Source organism: Marinobacter sp. ATCH36, assembly GCF_023555055.1.
Classification (GTDB): domain Bacteria; phylum Pseudomonadota; class Gammaproteobacteria; order Pseudomonadales; family Oleiphilaceae; genus Marinobacter.
In genome coordinates this window covers 197,685-214,231 of record NZ_JAMJPL010000007.1, presented here as the reverse complement: position 1 = coordinate 214,231, position 16,547 = coordinate 197,685, and the positions used below count along the sequence as shown (strand labels likewise).

13 protein-coding genes are annotated in these 16,547 nt (G+C 54.9%); 8 read left to right on the top strand and 5 right to left on the bottom strand.

The window, feature by feature from the left end:
* Positions 1–432: 432 nt before the first annotated feature.
* Both pyk and gap read right to left on the bottom strand, forming a co-directional pair.
* Positions 433–1,881 (bottom strand): pyruvate kinase, encoded by a 1,449-nt coding sequence (gene pyk, locus M8010_RS17975; RefSeq protein ID WP_250094088.1) that lies wholly within the window; start codon positions 1,879–1,881, stop codon positions 433–435.
* Positions 1,882–1,954: 73 nt separating this feature from the next.
* On the bottom strand, positions 1,955–2,962 hold the full coding sequence (gene gap, locus M8010_RS17970; RefSeq protein WP_250094087.1) for a type I glyceraldehyde-3-phosphate dehydrogenase: 1,008 nt from the start codon (positions 2,960–2,962) through the stop codon (positions 1,955–1,957).
* A 170-nt stretch (positions 2,963–3,132) separates the two neighbouring features.
* Between gap and edd the strand changes: the two genes are divergently transcribed.
* Together edd and M8010_RS17960 are read left to right on the top strand one after the other, a co-directional pair.
* Positions 3,133–4,953, top strand: coding sequence for a phosphogluconate dehydratase (gene edd, locus M8010_RS17965; RefSeq protein WP_250094086.1), 1,821 nt, complete (start codon positions 3,133–3,135; stop codon positions 4,951–4,953).
* On the top strand, positions 4,950–5,915 hold the full coding sequence (locus M8010_RS17960; protein ID WP_250094085.1) for a glucokinase: 966 nt from the start codon (positions 4,950–4,952) through the stop codon (positions 5,913–5,915). Before edd ends, M8010_RS17960 begins: the two co-directional genes overlap by 4 nt.
* Before the next feature lie 44 nt (positions 5,916–5,959).
* Here M8010_RS17960 and M8010_RS17955 read toward each other — a convergent pair whose 3' ends face one another.
* Positions 5,960–6,694: a nitroreductase family protein gene (locus M8010_RS17955; protein ID WP_250094084.1), complete on the bottom strand. Its 735-nt coding sequence runs from the start codon at positions 6,692–6,694 to the stop codon at positions 5,960–5,962.
* A 121-nt stretch (positions 6,695–6,815) separates the two neighbouring features.
* Here M8010_RS17955 and M8010_RS17950 point away from each other — a divergent pair, with 121 nt between their 5' ends.
* On the top strand, positions 6,816–7,415 hold the full coding sequence (locus tag M8010_RS17950; RefSeq protein WP_250094083.1) for a uracil-DNA glycosylase family protein: 600 nt from the start codon (positions 6,816–6,818) through the stop codon (positions 7,413–7,415).
* Positions 7,416–7,848: 433 nt separating this feature from the next.
* On the top strand, positions 7,849–8,982 hold the full coding sequence (locus tag M8010_RS17945; RefSeq protein ID WP_250094082.1) for a porin: 1,134 nt from the start codon (positions 7,849–7,851) through the stop codon (positions 8,980–8,982).
* 57 nt (positions 8,983–9,039) lie between these two features.
* Here M8010_RS17945 and glpD read toward each other — a convergent pair whose 3' ends face one another.
* Positions 9,040–10,569 (bottom strand): glycerol-3-phosphate dehydrogenase, encoded by a 1,530-nt coding sequence (gene glpD / locus M8010_RS17940; protein ID WP_250094081.1) that lies wholly within the window; start codon positions 10,567–10,569, stop codon positions 9,040–9,042.
* A gap of 201 nt (positions 10,570–10,770) precedes the next feature.
* The gene (locus tag M8010_RS17935) at positions 10,771–11,529 is read right to left on the bottom strand and encodes a DeoR/GlpR family transcriptional regulator (RefSeq protein ID WP_250094080.1); all 759 of its coding nucleotides are present in this window, start codon (positions 11,527–11,529) and stop codon (positions 10,771–10,773) included.
* Positions 11,530–11,733: 204 nt separating this feature from the next.
* Here M8010_RS17935 and glpK point away from each other — a divergent pair, with 204 nt between their 5' ends.
* The 4 genes from glpK to M8010_RS17915 all read left to right on the top strand — a co-directional run bounded on the left by glpK (position 11,734) and on the right by M8010_RS17915 (position 16,540).
* Positions 11,734–13,230 (top strand): glycerol kinase GlpK, encoded by a 1,497-nt coding sequence (gene glpK / locus M8010_RS17930; protein WP_250094079.1) that lies wholly within the window; start codon positions 11,734–11,736, stop codon positions 13,228–13,230.
* A 245-nt stretch (positions 13,231–13,475) separates the two neighbouring features.
* Complete coding sequence (locus tag M8010_RS17925; protein WP_250094078.1) at positions 13,476–14,564, top strand: ABC transporter ATP-binding protein; 1,089 nt, start codon at positions 13,476–13,478, stop codon at positions 14,562–14,564.
* 1 nt (position 14,565) lies between these two features.
* On the top strand, positions 14,566–15,669 hold the full coding sequence (locus M8010_RS17920; protein ID WP_250094077.1) for an ABC transporter ATP-binding protein: 1,104 nt from the start codon (positions 14,566–14,568) through the stop codon (positions 15,667–15,669).
* Positions 15,662–16,540: a carbohydrate ABC transporter permease gene (locus M8010_RS17915; protein WP_250094076.1), complete on the top strand. Its 879-nt coding sequence runs from the start codon at positions 15,662–15,664 to the stop codon at positions 16,538–16,540. Before M8010_RS17920 ends, M8010_RS17915 begins: the two co-directional genes overlap by 8 nt.
* Positions 16,541–16,547: the final 7 nt, after the last annotated feature.

The window sequence follows — 16,547 nt, the reverse complement described above, 5'->3', positions numbered from 1 at the left end:
ATTCCGATTAGGGTAACTTTCATCTGAACACCTCTTGTTGTTGGCCTATTGATTTCGCTAATCCAATAGTGGCGCCTTGACGCCGATCTCAACAAGAGGTGTTCATCCCATCATCCATGTGCGCTTGAAATTGGCCATCCATGGCCAATTACATTCCCGAAAGACCCTCCCACCAACTGCTTGTTCTGGCTTCAACGATAACGCTTTGGGTGATTTGGCAAAATGTAGATAAGGTAAATGCAGCAAGCGGGCGATATCAGAAAGGTTAAAGCATAGGCTGCGGGGCGGGGCTTCCCAAAATGTAATTGGCCAAGGATGGCCAATTTCAAGCGCACATGGACGTGCTCGAAGCGTTTTTGGGAAGCCCCGCCCCGCAGCCTCCCGGCACCAAACCGTCAGGCTACTTAAGAGGAAGCCTCCCAAGTCCGAAACTCAGCGAATATCCGCACCAACCCGAACAATCTTCATGGTATTGGTACCGCCCTGGGCGTTCACATAATCACCCTTGGTGATGACAACCAGATCACCCTCCTTGACCACACCCATCCGAACCAGCTCCCCGACCGCCTTTGAATTGGTCTGCTCAGGGGGCATCGCCGCCGAATCGAACGGAACCGTCTGAACACCGCGGAACAGCGTCACGCGATGCTGCGTGGAATGGTGGCGTGAGAAGGTAAAGATCGGCAGACTGGATTTGATGCGGGACATCAGCAGGGGAGTAGCGCCGGTCTCCGACATGCAGATAATCGCCGTTACGCCTTGCAGGTGATTCGCGGCATACATCGCCGACAGGGCAATGGCCTCGTCGACGAACTCCATGCTCTCGTGAATCCGGTGTTTTGACTGATGCATCGAGGGCTGCTTTTCGGCACCGATGCAGATACGCACCATGGCCTCCACAGCTTCGGTAGGATAGTCGCCCACAGCGGTTTCCGCCGACAGCATGACTGCATCGGTGTAGTCCATCACTGCATTGGCCACGTCGGAAACCTCCGCCCGTGTGGGCATCGGGTTCTCGATCATGGATTCCATCATCTGGGTGGCGGTAATGACCACTGTATTCAGGGTGCGCGCGCGGTTGATGATGTGCTTCTGAACGCCTACCAGTTCGGCATCGCCGATTTCCACAGCCAGGTCACCGCGAGCGACCATGACGGCATCGGAAGCATCTATGACTGAATCCAGCGCTGCGTTGTCGTGGGCCAATTCCGCACGCTCGATTTTGGCGACCAGACGGGCTTCCGAACCGGCTTCTTTCAGCAGGCGGCGGGCAACGTGCATGTCTTCTGCGGTACGCACGAAAGACACGGCTACATAGTCGGCGCCCAGGCGCGCGGCGGTTTTGATATCCTGTTTGTCTTTCTCGGTGAGCGCTTCGGCGGACAGGCCGCCGCCGCGCTTGTTCAGCCCCTTGTTGTTGGACAGAGGACCGCCGATAAGAACGCGAGATGAGATACTGGTGCCGCCGACGGTTTCCACTTCCATCTCAATGCGGCCATCGTCGAGTACCAGGATGTCGCCTGGCTTGACATCTTCGATCAGTTGTTCGTAATCAATACCAACCCGTTCCTCGTTGCCGGCTTCCTTGTCCATGGCAGCGTCCAGAATGAACTGCTGGCCCGCTTTCAGCGTGACCTTGTTGTCGGAAAAGCGTGCAATGCGCAGTTTCGGCCCTTGCAGGTCGGCCAAAAGGGCGACGAAGCGGCCGTTGGCGGCTGCGCATTCCCGAACCCGGCGGGCGCGTTCCATGTGATCTTCCGCGCTGCCGTGGGAGAAATTCAGCCGGGTAACGTCTACGCCTGCGGCAATAATGGCCGAGAGCGATTCCGGCGAGTCGGTGGCGGGGCCGAGTGTGGCGACGATCTTGGTACGCCTTAGCATGGTTGCTGTTTCCTTTTTGTTTCCAGTAGAGCTGTTCGTTGTTTGCCGATTTAAATCTGGCAGGCGGCCAGGATTACTGGCTCGCCTTTTTCATCAGTGCTGCCGCATTATCGAGCATCCGGTTGGAGAAACCCCATTCATTGTCGTACCAGGCCATGACTTTTACATGACGGCCTATGGCCCGCGTGTGGTTGGCGTCGAAAATGCTGGACAGTGCGTTATGATTGAAGTCCACACTGACCAGCTTTTCTGCGTTGAAGCCCAGCACAGGACTGTTTTCCGCCGCAGCCCTGACGGTTTCGTTAATCTCTTCTACCGTGGTGTCGCGGCTGGCAATAAAGCCGAAGTCCACCAGAGAGACGTTAATAGTAGGAACCCGTACCGCCAGGCCGTCAAGTTTTCCGGCCATTTCCGGAATGACCTTGCCAATGGCTGCGGCAGCGCCGGTCTTGGTGGGAATCATCGACTGGGTGGCGGAGCGCGCACGGTAAAGGTCGGAGTGATAGACGTCGCTCAGCTTCTGGTCGTTGGTATAGGAGTGGATGGTGGTCATCAGCCCACTCTCGATACCGATCTTGTTGTGCAGCGCCTCAACCACGGGTGCCAGGCAATTGGTGGTGCAGGAGGCGGCGGAAATTATGTGATGATCGGCGGTCAGCACATCTTCGTTGACACCATAGACCACCATGGCGTCGGAATCCGGAGAGGGTGCGGAAATAATGACCTTTCGCGCGCCTGCTTTGAGATGGCCTTCGGCTTTGTCGCGCTTGGTGAACAGGCCGGTGCATTCGAGCACCACATCTACATGATGGTCTTTCCAGGGCAGTTCTTCCGGGTTGCGGATGGCGGTAATGGCGATACGGTCGCCATTGACGGAGAGAGACTCGGAATCGTGGTTTACAGTGCCACTGAAGCGGCCATGAACACTGTCATATTTCAAAAGGTGGGCGTTAGTCTCTGCATCACCCAGGTCATTGATGGCGACAACCTGCATCTGGTTACGGTAGTTATTTTCGTAAAGTGCGCGGAGAATATTGCGGCCAATGCGCCCGAAACCGTTGATAGCGATACGAATAGTCATATTCTGGCTCCAAATTTGGTTGTTTATTGTTCATCTTCGCTAGTGATGTAGTAAATATAACAACATAAATTGGAAAAATGAATGTTTCATGGGTGAAAGCAGTAAAAAAAGAAAGTAAACTTACGGGAATTAGAAAAGCAATCAGATAACGACGTTTCAGGAGACCCACCATGCATCCGATCGTAGACGCGGTGACCAAAAGAATCATCGAGCGCAGCCGCCCCTCCCGTGAGGATTACCTGGCCCGAATGGCAGAACTGCGCGATAAATCTCCCCATCGCAGCACTTTGTCCTGCGGAAATCTTGCGCATGGTTTCGCGGCCTGTGGCCAGGATGACAAAGACACGCTGAAGTTCATGAACAAGGCCAACGTCGCGATTGTCTCCGCCTACAACGACATGTTGTCTGCCCATCAGCCATACAAGGAGTTTCCCGATGTTATACGGGAGGCGGCCCACGGGCTTGGCTCGGTGGCGCAATTTGCTGGCGGCACCCCGGCAATGTGTGACGGTGTTACCCAGGGTCAGCCGGGTATGGAGCTGAGCCTCTTCTCAAGGGATGTGATCGCCATGAGTACGGCGGTGGCTCTCAGCCATAACATGTTTGATGCCACCGTGTTGCTTGGCATTTGCGACAAGATTGTTCCGGGCCTGTTGATTGGCTCTCTCAGTTTCGGGTATCTGCCAACCGTGCTGATACCGGGTGGGCCCATGCCGTCGGGGCTAGCCAATAAAGAGAAGCAGCGAATCCGTCAGTTGTATGCCGAGGGCAAGATTGGCAAGGACGAACTGCTGGAAGCCGAAAGCAAGTCCTACCACAGCCCGGGCACCTGCACTTTCTACGGAACGGCGAACAGCAACCAGATGCTGGTGGAGTTCATGGGGCTGCATTTGCCTGGTGCCGCGTTCGTCAATCCCGGCACACCGTTGCGCGATGCACTGACCCGCACTGCCACGGAACAGGCGATCAAACTGTCAAAACCCCATGGCGGTAGCATTGGTCTCGCCGAGATGGTGGACGAAAAGTCCATCGTCAACGCGCTGGTGGCGCTGCTGGTGACTGGCGGTTCCACCAACCACACCATCCACTGGATTGCGGTTGCCAGAGCAGCCGGTATTGTTGTTGACTGGCAGGATTTTGCAGACCTTGCTGCGGCAGTTCCCTCAATGACCAGGATTTACCCGAATGGTCAGGAAGATGTGAACGCGTTCCACGAGGCCGGTGGCACGCCCTTCCTGATCCGTGAACTGCTCGGCGCCGGGTTCCTTCACAATGACGTAGAAACTGTAGTGGGCCATGGGCTTGAGCAGTACACCCGAATGCCGGAACTGGACAACGACAAACTGGTCTGGAATCCGGCACCGGAGAAGAGCCGCCTGCCGGATGTACTGACCACGGTCGACAAGCCATTCGCGCCGGACGGTGGTCTCAAGCTATTGGACGGAAACCTGGGCCGTGGTGTGATCAAGGTATCTGCGGTGGCGAAGGAGCACCATGTTGTTGAGGCGCCCGCGGTGGTACTGAACGAGCAGAACGATCTGAAAGCTGCCTTTGAAGCCGGAGATCTGGACCGGGATTGTGTGGTGGTGGTCCGGTTTCAGGGTCCGAAAGCCAACGGCATGCCGGAGCTCCACAAACTGACCCCGTATCTGGGCGTGCTTCAGGATCGGGGCTACAAGGTTGCATTGGTGACCGATGGCCGTATGTCTGGTGCTTCGGGAAAGGTGCCTGCCGCTATACACGTCTACCCGGAGGCTCTCGATGGCGGCCCGCTCGCCAGGGTAAAGGATGGAGATACCATCCGGCTGGATGCGGAGGCCGGCACCCTGAGTGTTCAGGTATCCGATGAAGAATTCCAGAAGCGTGAGGCTGCAAACGCTGATCTTCAGTCGTACCATACGGGGTATGGTCGGGAGCTGTTTGGCTGGATGCGTCGCTCTGCCAGCAATCCCGAGGAGGGCGCCAGCTTTTTCTGGAATCATGAGGCATGACCAAAACCAATTACTCGCTGGTTGGTGATATCGGCGGGACCAACGCCCGGTTCGCCCTTGTGCGATCGGGCGCTATAACTCCAGAAGCTGTTGAGGTGCTGGCCTGCAGCGACTACGACAATCTGGATTCCGCCATCGTCGATTACCTGCATCGTACTGGTGTGGAAGAGGTTCAGGACGTCTGCCTGGCAGTGGCATCACCGGTGCGTGGCACTCAAGTACGAATGACCAACAATCATTGGCGTTTTGACAGTGAAGAGGTTCGCAGCCAGTTTGGCTGGAGCGCCTTCAAGGTCATCAATGATTTTACCGCGATGGCTCTTGGCGTTCCCCATGTGGCCGCTGAAAAGTTGATTCATGTTTGTGGTGGCCCCGGGTCTGCATGCCGTCCCCGGCTGGTAATCGGGCCGGGAACAGGGCTGGGTGTTTCCGGCCTGGTACCGCTTCAGAATGGTTGGGTTCCATTGATGACCGAGGGTGGCCATGTGGATTTTGCGCCCACGGATGATACTGAAATGGCGGTATTGCGGATTCTCAAGGCCCGGTTTGGGCGCGTGTCTGTGGAAAGGATTCTCTGCGGCCAGGGGTTGCTGAACCTTTACCAGGCCCATGCCGAGATACAGGATGTTGCAGCACCGCTGGATGCCCCGGAAAAAATAACCGCCGCGGCGCTGGATCATTCCGACGCGCTTGCAAGGCTGACCCTGCGTCACTTCTGTGAAATCCTGGGACGTGTGGCCGGTAACGGCGTCTTGACCCTTGGCGGCACTGGCGGCGTTTACCTTTGTGGAGGGATCCTTCCGCGATTCATCGATTTCTTTCTGGAAAGTCCGTTCCAGAAAGGCTTCGAGGACAAGGGCCGGATGCGGCCCCTGCTGGAATCAACACCGGTTTTCGTTGTGATGGAAGGCTATACCGGACTGCTAGGCGCGGCTGAGGCGCTGAATAACCCGGAAGTGTAGGGGTTGGCGAGCGCTGTCGCGGTCCGATATATGATCGGCGACAGCTACAGGTAATGGACCAATCCTTCCTTGTCAAAGCGGTACTGGCGATTGTAGATCCCTTTTTCAGAGCGCTTTCCCGCCGCCAACACCATGGTCACCAGACCTTTTCTGGGTAGTTTCAGCAGCCGCCGTACCCGGCATTCATCGAAGCCTTCCATGGGGCAGGAGTCGTATCCGTGTGCCCTGAGTGCCAGCATCAGGTTCTCTGCGGCCAGTGCTGTTGATTTGGTGGCCCAGATTTTCATCTCATTCGGGGAATAGGGCCCCCTGGGCACCGGGCGCGTCAGGCCGACAAACAATCCCGCGGTTTTCTTGGCCGCACCGAATAATCCGAGAGGCCCCTGGTTGTAATGGATTGGCGCAATCTTCGAATAATACTTCTTCACAATGCCCGGCAGGTTTTCCTCCGGCCATTGCTCCAGCGCCATGCGTGAGTGCTGGCGCCAGGTATCTGTTCTGGCAACCACGACGATCAGTACTGACGCGGTTTTCGCTGCGTTCTGCCCCAGACACGCTTCGGCAAGCTGAGCTTTCAGGGCTGGTGTTCTGACCACGAAAAACTCCCAGGGCTGCAGGTTACTGGAGTTGGGTGCCAGCATGGCCAGGTCCAGGCAATCGTCCAGCACGTGGTCCGGTACCGGCTCATCCGTAAACCGCCTCACTGAACGACGGCTTCGCACCACTTTGCGGAATTCATCAAGGGCAGGGTTCGGCTCAATGTCTGACTTGGCATTCATAACGGGCAGTCCCTCTCGCCAGGGTTGGAATGACATATTTGTGGGTAGTGGAAACAGGCTTTAAGGTTACGTTAGCCGGCTGTTTATGCAATGGCCTTTTCTTCAGGAGTGGTTGGCACAAATGACCAGTACCGATTCCCGATTGCCTTTCGACGAGCTTGTTGCGCAGGTCCGCCAATGCAGAATTTGCGAGCCGCAGCTCCCGCTGGGGCCGCGCCCGGTTATCCAGATTTCCCGCTACGCCCGCATTCTGGTGGTGGGGCAGGCGCCCGGGCGACGGGTGCATCAGACCGGCCTGCCATTCAACGATCCCAGCGGCGACCGGCTGCGGGACTGGATGGGTATAAGCAGGGAGACATTCTATGACGAGCGGCAGCTGGCTATCCTGCCCATGGGGTTCTGTTACCCCGGTACCGGGAAGTCCGGTGACCTGCCGCCAAGACCGGAATGCGCACCGGCCTGGCGCGACCTGTTACTTGAGCGTTTGGAACACCTTGAGCTGACGCTGGTCATCGGACAGTACGCCCACGCCTGGCATTTGCCTGGTGGGAAAGCACCGGTGACCGAGCGGGTGAGGCGCTGGCGGGAAATCTGGCCTGAGATGTTGCCCCTGCCGCACCCCAGCCCGCGGAATAATCTGTGGTTGCGGCGCAATCCCTGGTTTGAGGAAGAGGTGATTCCCGAGTTACGCAAGCGAGTCGCGGGTATCCTCGGGCAGTAATAGAGCTCCACAAGCCCGCCTGGGAGAACCGGGCCAATTCTTCATGTGACACCTTTTTTTGTTGTTTGGTTACCTACATAAACGAGCCTAATGTTCGCGAATGTGTTCGTCAACGAAAATATGCCACAAATTCTGTGAAAGGTTAAATAGATATAAAACAATATCATATGAGATTTTCTGCGAAATTTGGGCAATAATTTTGTAACGAATTCGAAAAAAATATGTTCTAAAACTTTCCATTCTTTCTCTCCCGCGCTAAATTTGTCGTGTCTCGAAAACAGAAAACGGTCGCTGACCGCAATAAGTGTTCGGGATGACAGTGTCCATCAAAAAGCATAAGCGCCTTAAGCTATTGAAATAAGGATTAATCTAGCTGCCAACGAGAGGCAGAAACGATGGGCCGGAAAATTTCAAACAATAATAGGAAGCTATCATGATCGAAAACAAAAAATGTTCGAATGCTAAATCCTTCAAGCTGTCTGCGCTGGCCGCCAGTGTTGCGATGATCGCCGGGGCCGTCACCGCGCCGGTTTCCGCTGACGCGACATTCGAGTCCGACAGTGGCTGGAAGGCCGGCTTCAACGGTCATATTCCGATCTTTGCCGTACTCGGTAATTATGATGATCCGACTGATGAGGATTCCTTCACCATTACTACGGGTTTCAACCCCGCTACCCTTCAAACCAATATTTATGCTCCGATGCAGAATGGGCTAGAGGTTTCTGGTCATTTCCAGATGAACGCGGATATCGCTCCGGGTGATGCGAATGCAAACTTCCGCAGCCGGGTTTCGGAGATTGCAGTTGCCGGGGACTTTGGCCAGGTCAACATCGGTAAGGGGTTCGGAATCTTCGGTGTTCCGGCTATCGGTGACAATGGCAGTGCCCTGGGCGTTGGCCTTATCGGTGGTCCCGACCAGGTTGCAGCAACGGCGGGCCGTATCGGTAACGGCTACTTCTACGCCAACTTCACGCCGCGCGTAATGTACACATCCAACAACCTCGGCGGATTGCAGTTTAAGGTGGGTCTTTTCAGTCCGTCGAAAGTTGATGATGACACTACGAGCCTGGATGACGATGCCGAGTATTCCATGCCCCGTATTGAGGGTAACGTGGTCTACACTACTGATATGTTCTCGCTTTGGTCCAGCGCTTTCACGCAGGACGTAGACTCCAAGGCAGGGGCATTTGACGACTACACAATGTCTGGCATCGATTTTGGCGGTTCTGTGGCCCTTGGTGATCTGAATGTGCGGGGTAACTATTCCGTGACGTCCGGTACCGGTAACGGCGTATTTGCAGCGCGGCTCGACCCGAATGAGGAAGATGCCAGCCAGTGGTACGTTGAGACAACCTACCAGATCAATCGCACCACCCTGGGGGCCAGTTATGGTGAAGGTGAGGATGACATCAACTCAAGCGATAACGACACAGATCTGACCATGATCTTTGCCCGCTATGCAGCGACGGATGCTCTGACACTGATGGCCGAATACACCACTCTGGGCACAGAGGGTGGCCAGGGCGAATACGATGCCTTCATTGTAGGCTCACAGCTTACTTTCTAAGAGGTATTTAAGCTCCGGGCGGTAAAACCGGCCGGAGCAAATGCCTGAGAGAGTGGTTCAGGCGCTGTGGTGGAGAGCAACAGTCTGTGGTTGCGGCGTTTCGTGAGCCGACAGGTATTTGTCGAGCTCGCGAACATCGTCTTCAGTGGCGTATAGCCCCTGCTTTGTTCGGCGCCAGAGAATGTCCTCTGACGTCATCGCCCATTCGTATTGGATCAGGTATTCGACTTCCCGCTCATAGAGTGTTCCGGCAAACCGGTATCCCAGGTCTTGAACCGATTCGGCGTCGTTCAGAATATAGTAGGCGTTGGTTCCGTAGGTACGGACATAACGGCTGCTGACGGCCTCGGGAAGCCAGGGATAATCCGCTGAAAGTCTGGCTTCGAGCGTGTCGTGATTCTCGAAGTCACCGCCAGGCAGGATGCCTTTTTTGGTCCACGGCCCCTGAGCGTGTGGGAAAAACTGGCACAGTTTGTCGGTGGCGGCTTCCGCCAGCTTGCGGTAGGTCGTGATCTTGCCGCCGAATACCGAAATAACCGGGGCTTTGCCTTTCTCCTTGCTGACTTCAAATGAGTAGTCCCGGGAGGCTTTCTTGGCATCGCCTTCTTCGTCATCCATCAGCGGACGAACACCGGAGTAGGACCAGACCACATCACTTGCTGTGAGTTGTCGTTTGAAGTGGGAGTTGACGATATCCAGCAGATACTCGGTTTCTTCCGGTGAAATCTTTGCGTTCTTCGGGTCACCCTCATAATCCACATCGGTGGTGCCGACCAGTGAGAACTCATCCTCATAGGGGATAACGAAAACAATGCGCTCATCTTCGTTCTGTAGAATGTAGGCTTCTGTCTCCCGGTTCAGGCGGGGAACAACGATGTGGCTGCCCTTGACCATGCGAATGTTTTTTGGCGCCTTCATGGCAAGGCTTTCACTGAACAGACGGCTTACCCAGGGGCCTGAAGCGTTAATAATGACTTTCGCTGACACATGGTGGATGCTGTCGTCATTCATGTCCTGGAGCGATATATCCCAGGAGTTTTCACCCCGTTCAGCGTTGATGCACTTGGTTCTGGTGAGAATGGTGGCGCCGCATTCCTGGGCTTTCTTGGCCGTCAGTACTACCAGGCGGGCGTCATCTACCCAGCCGTCGGAATATTCAAACCCTCTGGTAATGTCGGACTTGAGCGGATCCTTTTCATCAAATTTGATGGACCGCGACCCGGGTAAGACTTCCCGCTTGGCAAGGTGGTCATAGAGGAACAGTCCCATTCTGATCATCCAGGCCGGGCGCAGGTGAGGGCGATGAGGCAGCCGGAAACGCATAGGCCACATGATGTGGGGCGAGTTCCGCAATAATGATTCCCTTTCTGCCAAGGCTTCACGAACCAGCCTGAACTCATAGTGCTCGAGGTATCGCAGTCCACCATGGATCAGTTTGCTGCTATTCGAGGAAGTCGCTGACGCAAGGTCGTTCATTTCGCACAGCAACACTTTAAGACCCCGGCCCGCAGCATCCATGGCGATACCCGTTCCGTTGACGCCGCCGCCGACGACGACAACGTCAAATTTAGTGTTCTCCTCGGCCATCTTGTGTCATCTCCTGACGCCTGTGAAAGGACGCTTCCGGGCGTTCTTTCCGGTTTTACTGAAATGTATTCCCGTATTATGCGAAAGCAAAATATATTCGTAAAGGAAAATACAGAAAAAAAACGAAAAAGTGTGCGCGAGTAATCAGCTGGCCTGCCAGATCACTTTTGGCAAGCAGGCGGGATCTTCAGACGGGGAGGGTCAGACCAGGTGCAGCTCTACGTTGTGCTCACGCAGCAGTTGGCGTATTTCCACGGGAGGTGTCTCGTCGGTGAATACGTGGTCGGCCTGGGCAATGCTGCCAAGACGTACCATGGCGTTGCGGCCAAATTTGGAGTGGTCGGCGGCGAGCAGAACCTGCCCGGAATTTTCGATAATGGCCTGGGCGACACGGACTTCCCGGTAATCGAAGTCGAGCAATGAACCATCGGTGTGAATGCCACTGATGCCGATGATGCCGAAGTCCATCTTGAACTGATTGATAAAATCCCGGGTGGCTTCGCCTACAATGCCGCCATCGCGATTCCGGACTTCACCGCCGGCAATAATGATATGGAAATCCTCCTTGGCGGAGAGGATGGAAGCGACGTGAAGATTGTTGGTCACCACCTGAAGGTTGTTCTTCTCGAGCAATGCCTTGGCAATGGTTTCTGTGGTGGTGCCGATGTTGATGAACATGGAGGAGTTGTCGGGGATCATCTTCACCAGGGCTTCGGCAATACGCTCTTTCGCTTCCAGATCCATGATCTTGCGGGCCTGGTAGGCGGTATTGACGGTGCTGGAGTCAATGCCCGCGCCACCGTGATGGCGACGGAGTTTTTTCTGGCTGGCGAGTTCGTTAAGGTCCCGGCGAATGGTCTGCGGTGTGACTTTGAACTGGTCCACCAGTTGTTCTGTGGTCACAAAGCCGTTTTGCTGGATCAGTTCCATAATCAGGTCCTGCCTGCGTCGCTGTGCCATTCAATCGCCTCCGGAGCCGCGTTTTTCAGTATCGAACGAAATCGCCTTCTGTATCCGCGTTCATTTTAGAGTGTTTTATATCTTTGTGCAGCCTTTTTAGGGAGTTGTAGCGTTCGGCCTTTTTCTGAAGGCCGAAAAGGGTTGGCTTTTGTTTTCAAAAAGGTAAAAATACGAAAAAATAAGAACACCTGAGGCAAAACAACCATGACTCAATACATTTTGTCGATCGACCAGGGAACCACCAGCTCCCGAGCCATTCTGTTCAACCTGGATGGCAACATACATGCGTCAAGCCAACAGGAATTTACCCAGCATTTTCCCGCCAGTGGTTGGGTTGAGCATAACCCCGAGGATATCTGGCGCACGGTGCGTGAAACCTGTGACAACGTGATGGAAAAGGGGTGCGGCAAAAACGACGAGGTTGTTGCGGTTGGTATAACCAACCAGAGGGAAACCACCGTGCTCTGGGACAGGGCCACCGGGGAGGCCGTCTATCCCGCCATCGTCTGGCAGGACCGGCGAACCGCTGAGTGGTGTGAAGTGCTCAAAAAACAGAGCCTGGAACCGTCTGTGAACAGCAAGACGGGACTGCTGATAGACCCCTATTTTTCAGCCACGAAAATTCGTTGGGTGCTGGATCATGTGCCGGGTGCCAGGCAGCGGGCTCAGAAAGGTGAGCTTGCGTTCGGTACCATTGACAGCTTCCTGCTCTGGCGTCTGACAGGCGGCAGAATTCATCGTACCGATGCTACGAACGCCAGCCGCACCATGCTGTTCAATATTCATGAGCAGCAGTGGGATCAGGAACTGCTGGACCTTTTCGGCATTCCGGACTCCCTGTTGCCGGAGGTTATGGATTCCGCAGCGGACTTTGGTCAGATCGTCGGCAACGGACGCCTTGATGGTGCGTTCGTAATGGGTATGGCTGGCGACCAGCAGGCGGCACTGTTCGGGCAGACATGTTTTGAAACCGGTATGGCAAAAAGCACCTATGGAACCGGTTGCTTCCTGATGCTGAATACCGGCGATCAGGCTTTGACTTCGGAGCACCGGCTGCTGACCACAATCGCTTACCGTCTCAATGGCAAGCCGGTGTATGCGTTGGAGGGCAGTATCTTTATCGCTGGTGCAGCCGTTCAATGGTTGAGAGATGGTCTGCAGCTTATCAGGAGCGCCTGTGAAACCGAGCCCCTTGCAGAAGGTACGCCGGTCGATCACGGGGTATATCTGGTGCCAGCCTTTACCGGGCTGGGCGCGCCTTACTGGGATCCCAACGCCCGTGGCGCCATTTTCGGATTAACCCGGGATACCGGCATAAAAGAGATTGTCACTGCGGGTCTGCAATCAGTGTGTTACCAGACCAAGGACCTTCAGAAGGCAATGCAGAAGGATGGTTTGCGCCCGATTGCGCTGCGGGTTGATGGCGGCATGGTAGCTAATAACTGGGTGCTGCAGTTTCTGGCTGACATTCTTGGAGCCACGGTAGATCGACCCAGAATGGTGGAAACGACAGCTTTGGGTGCGGCTTACCTGGCCGGACTTCAAGCCGGGGTCTATAAATCTCTGGAGGCGCTTCAGAACGCGTGGCAGTGTGATCGGCGTTTTGAGCCGGAGATGAGCAAAGAAAAGCGGGACAAGCTTTATGCTGGCTGGTATTCCGCCGTGGCGAAACTGCAGAGCAGTCCCGAAAACCCCACGTGATTAGCGCTTTTGTGTCTGTTCGTTATGGAGAGGATCGTGACCTGTCCAGTGAAAAAATTTGTTTTCGAACACCAAGAGTATTTTTGATCAGTATGAATACCTTAGCTTCTAGTGATTGAAACGAAAATCCTTTGTCAGAGCCTTTGATGACAGGAATATGAAAAAAATATTTTCGAATCTTTTCGTTTTAGCATAGCTCTTGTAGACTTACTTGAAGCCAAAACAACAACCGAAAGGGAAAAAGCATGTCTCTAACGCTGCAGAATGTATCGCGCGTTGTGGACGGAGAAACCTGGATATCGGACGTCACCATGACGCTGGAGCCAGGTTCCTTTAATGTCCTCCTGGGCCGGACGCTTGCCGGCAAGACGTCTCTGATGCGCATAATGGCGGGCCTGGACCGGCCGTCTAGCGGTAATATTCTGATGAACGATGTTGACGTGACTGGTGTTGCTGTCCAGAAGCGAAACATCTCCATGGTTTACCAGCAGTTCATCAATTACCCCACCATGAGCGTGTTCGAAAACATTGCCTCGCCCCTCAAGCTGGCAAAGAAGAGTCAGAAAGAGATCGACAGGCGTGTTCGGGAAACCGCCGAGCTGTTGAAGATTGATAATCTTCTGGATCGCCTGCCTCTCGAGCTATCCGGCGGCCAGCAGCAGCGGGTCTCCATGGCCAGGGCACTGGTAAAGGATGCAGACGTGGTGCTTTTTGACGAGCCCCTTGTCAACCTGGATTACAAGCTGAGAGAAGCCCTGCGCAGCGAACTGAAAGATCTGTTTGAGGCTCGCAACTGCATCGCGGTTTACGCCACCACCGAGGCTCAGGAAGCGCTGGCGCTGGGGGGCGAAACTGCGGTGTTGCACGAAGGCAGGCTGCTTCAGAAGGGGCCTACTCCCACCGTCTATCATCGGCCGCAGGATATCGAGACTGCGGAAATATTTTCCGAACCGCCTATCAACATCGTGCCGGGTCGAGTCACAGAGAATGAAGTGACCTTTGATGAGCAGGTGCACTTCCGGCTTAATTCGGACCTGGCCTCTCTCGAACCTGGCAATTACAAATTCGGTGTTCGTCCCTCGCACATCGGTCTGGCGCCCCATGCCGATGATGATCTGGAAATAATGGTGACTGTCGATCTCGCCGAAATCAGTGGCTCGGAGACTTTTCTCCACGTGCATAGTGAATCCTACGAGCTGGTTCTGCATTTACAGGGTATCTATCAGTACCGGCCAGACGAGCAGATCACGGTGTTTTTCCCTACCCACAAACTCTATGCATTTGCGCCCGATGGCAGAACTATTCTTGTGCCCGGCCGGGCGGAGGGGCTCTGACATGGCAGAAATAACGTTAAAAACATTGGCTCACTCTTACAGCAAAAAACCAGCGGGCCCGGAAGACTATGCGATTCGCAAGATGGAACACGTCTGGGCGCAGGGAGGAGCCTATGCGCTGCTGGGACCATCCGGTTGTGGTAAGTCCACGCTGCTGAACATTATTTCCGGGCTGGTAACGCCTTCAGAAGGTGATGTGCTATTCGACGGCAAACGGATGAACGAACTGCCGCCTGAAAAGCGCAACATTGCGCAGGTTTTCCAGTTTCCGGTGATCTACGACACCATGACGGTGTACGACAACCTCGCTTTCCCGCTTCGCAATCAGGGTGGTTTCTCGGAAGACTGGATCCGTGAAAAAGTCCATGAGGTGGCTGACGTTCTGGAGTTGTCCGGCGAGCTGAAACGCAAGGCCAAGAACCTCAGTGCGGACCAGAAGCAGAAGGTTTCGATGGGTCGGGGGCTGGTCCGTGAGGATGTAACCGCAATCCTGTTTGATGAGCCGCTGACCGTTATTGATCCTCAGTTGAAGTGGCGCCTGCGGCGCAAGCTCAAACAGATCCATGAGCGCTTTGATATCACCATGGTCTACGTGACCCATGACCAGCTGGAAGCCTCAACATTCGCCGATAAGATCGCACTGATGTACGAAGGGCAGATTGTTCAGTTCGGTACACCTCAGGAATTGTTCGAGCGGCCGGCCCACACCTTTGTCGGATACTTCATCGGCAGTCCGGGGATGAACTTCTTCGAACCCAGGTTGACCGATGAGGGGCTGATGTTTAATGGCAAAGCCATACCGGTCAACGAACAGATTCTCGACAAGGTCCGCCGCAGTGGCTCCGACAATATCAGGCTGGGTATTCGTCCGGAGTTCGTGACGTTGGGGACGGACACCGGAGAGCAGCGTTATGAGGTGACAGTCACCGGTGTTGAGGATCTGGGTACCTACCAGATGGTCGACGTTGAGTTTGGTCCTGTCACTGTAAAAGTCCGCATTCCGGAAGATCAGCCAGTTCCCAATGACGCTGCCAGTATCGGGTTTCCGGATCCCTGGCTGAAAGTGTATGTCGACGAGCGGCTAGTGGAGGCCGATCATGAATAAGATAGAAAATAACAAGGCATGGTTTTTCGTCATTCCGGTCTTCGTGGTTGTGGCCTTCTCGGCCGTAATCCCGCTGATGACCGTGGTTAACTATTCAGTACAGGACATTTTCGGCGCTAATTCCGCTTTCTGGACAGGTACTGAGTGGTACCGGGAAATGCTCCGGAACCCGGATCTACAGGCAGCTCTGCTGCGGCAATTCGCTTTTTCCTTCGCCATCCTTGCCATTGAGGTGCCCCTGGGCATTGGCATTGCCCTGCTGATGCCGAAGAAGGGCTGGGCCGCCTCGGCTGCTTTGGTTCTGGTGGCCATGCCACTGCTCATCCCGCTGAACGTGGTTGGAACCATCTGGCAGATTCTTGCCCGCTCCGATATCGGCCTGCTGGGCTGGTCCCTGAGCAGTCTGGGAATGGACTACAACATTAACGCTAACGCGGCCGATGCCTGGTTTACCATCATTCTGATGGATGTGTGGCACTGGACCCCGCTGATTGCGCTGCTCAGTTACAGTGGCCTGCGTGCCATCCCCGATGCCTATTACCAGGCCGCCCGCATCGACCGTGCTTCACGCTGGGCAGTGTTCCGCTACATCCAGTTGCCCAAGCTGACCAATGTTCTGGTGATCGGTGTACTACTGCGGTTCATGGACTCCTTTATGATTTACGCCGAGCCGTTCGTGCTCACCGGTGGCGGGCCCGGCAGTTCCACCACGTTCCTGAGCCAGGCGCTGACCACCATGGCTGTCGGGCAGTTTGACCTGGGGCCGGCGGCAGCGTTCTCAATTATTTATTTCCTGATCATTCTGGCCGTCAGTTGGGTGTTCTACACCGCCATCATGACGCTGCAGAAAGACAAGTCAGCCCAACAATAAAAGCAAG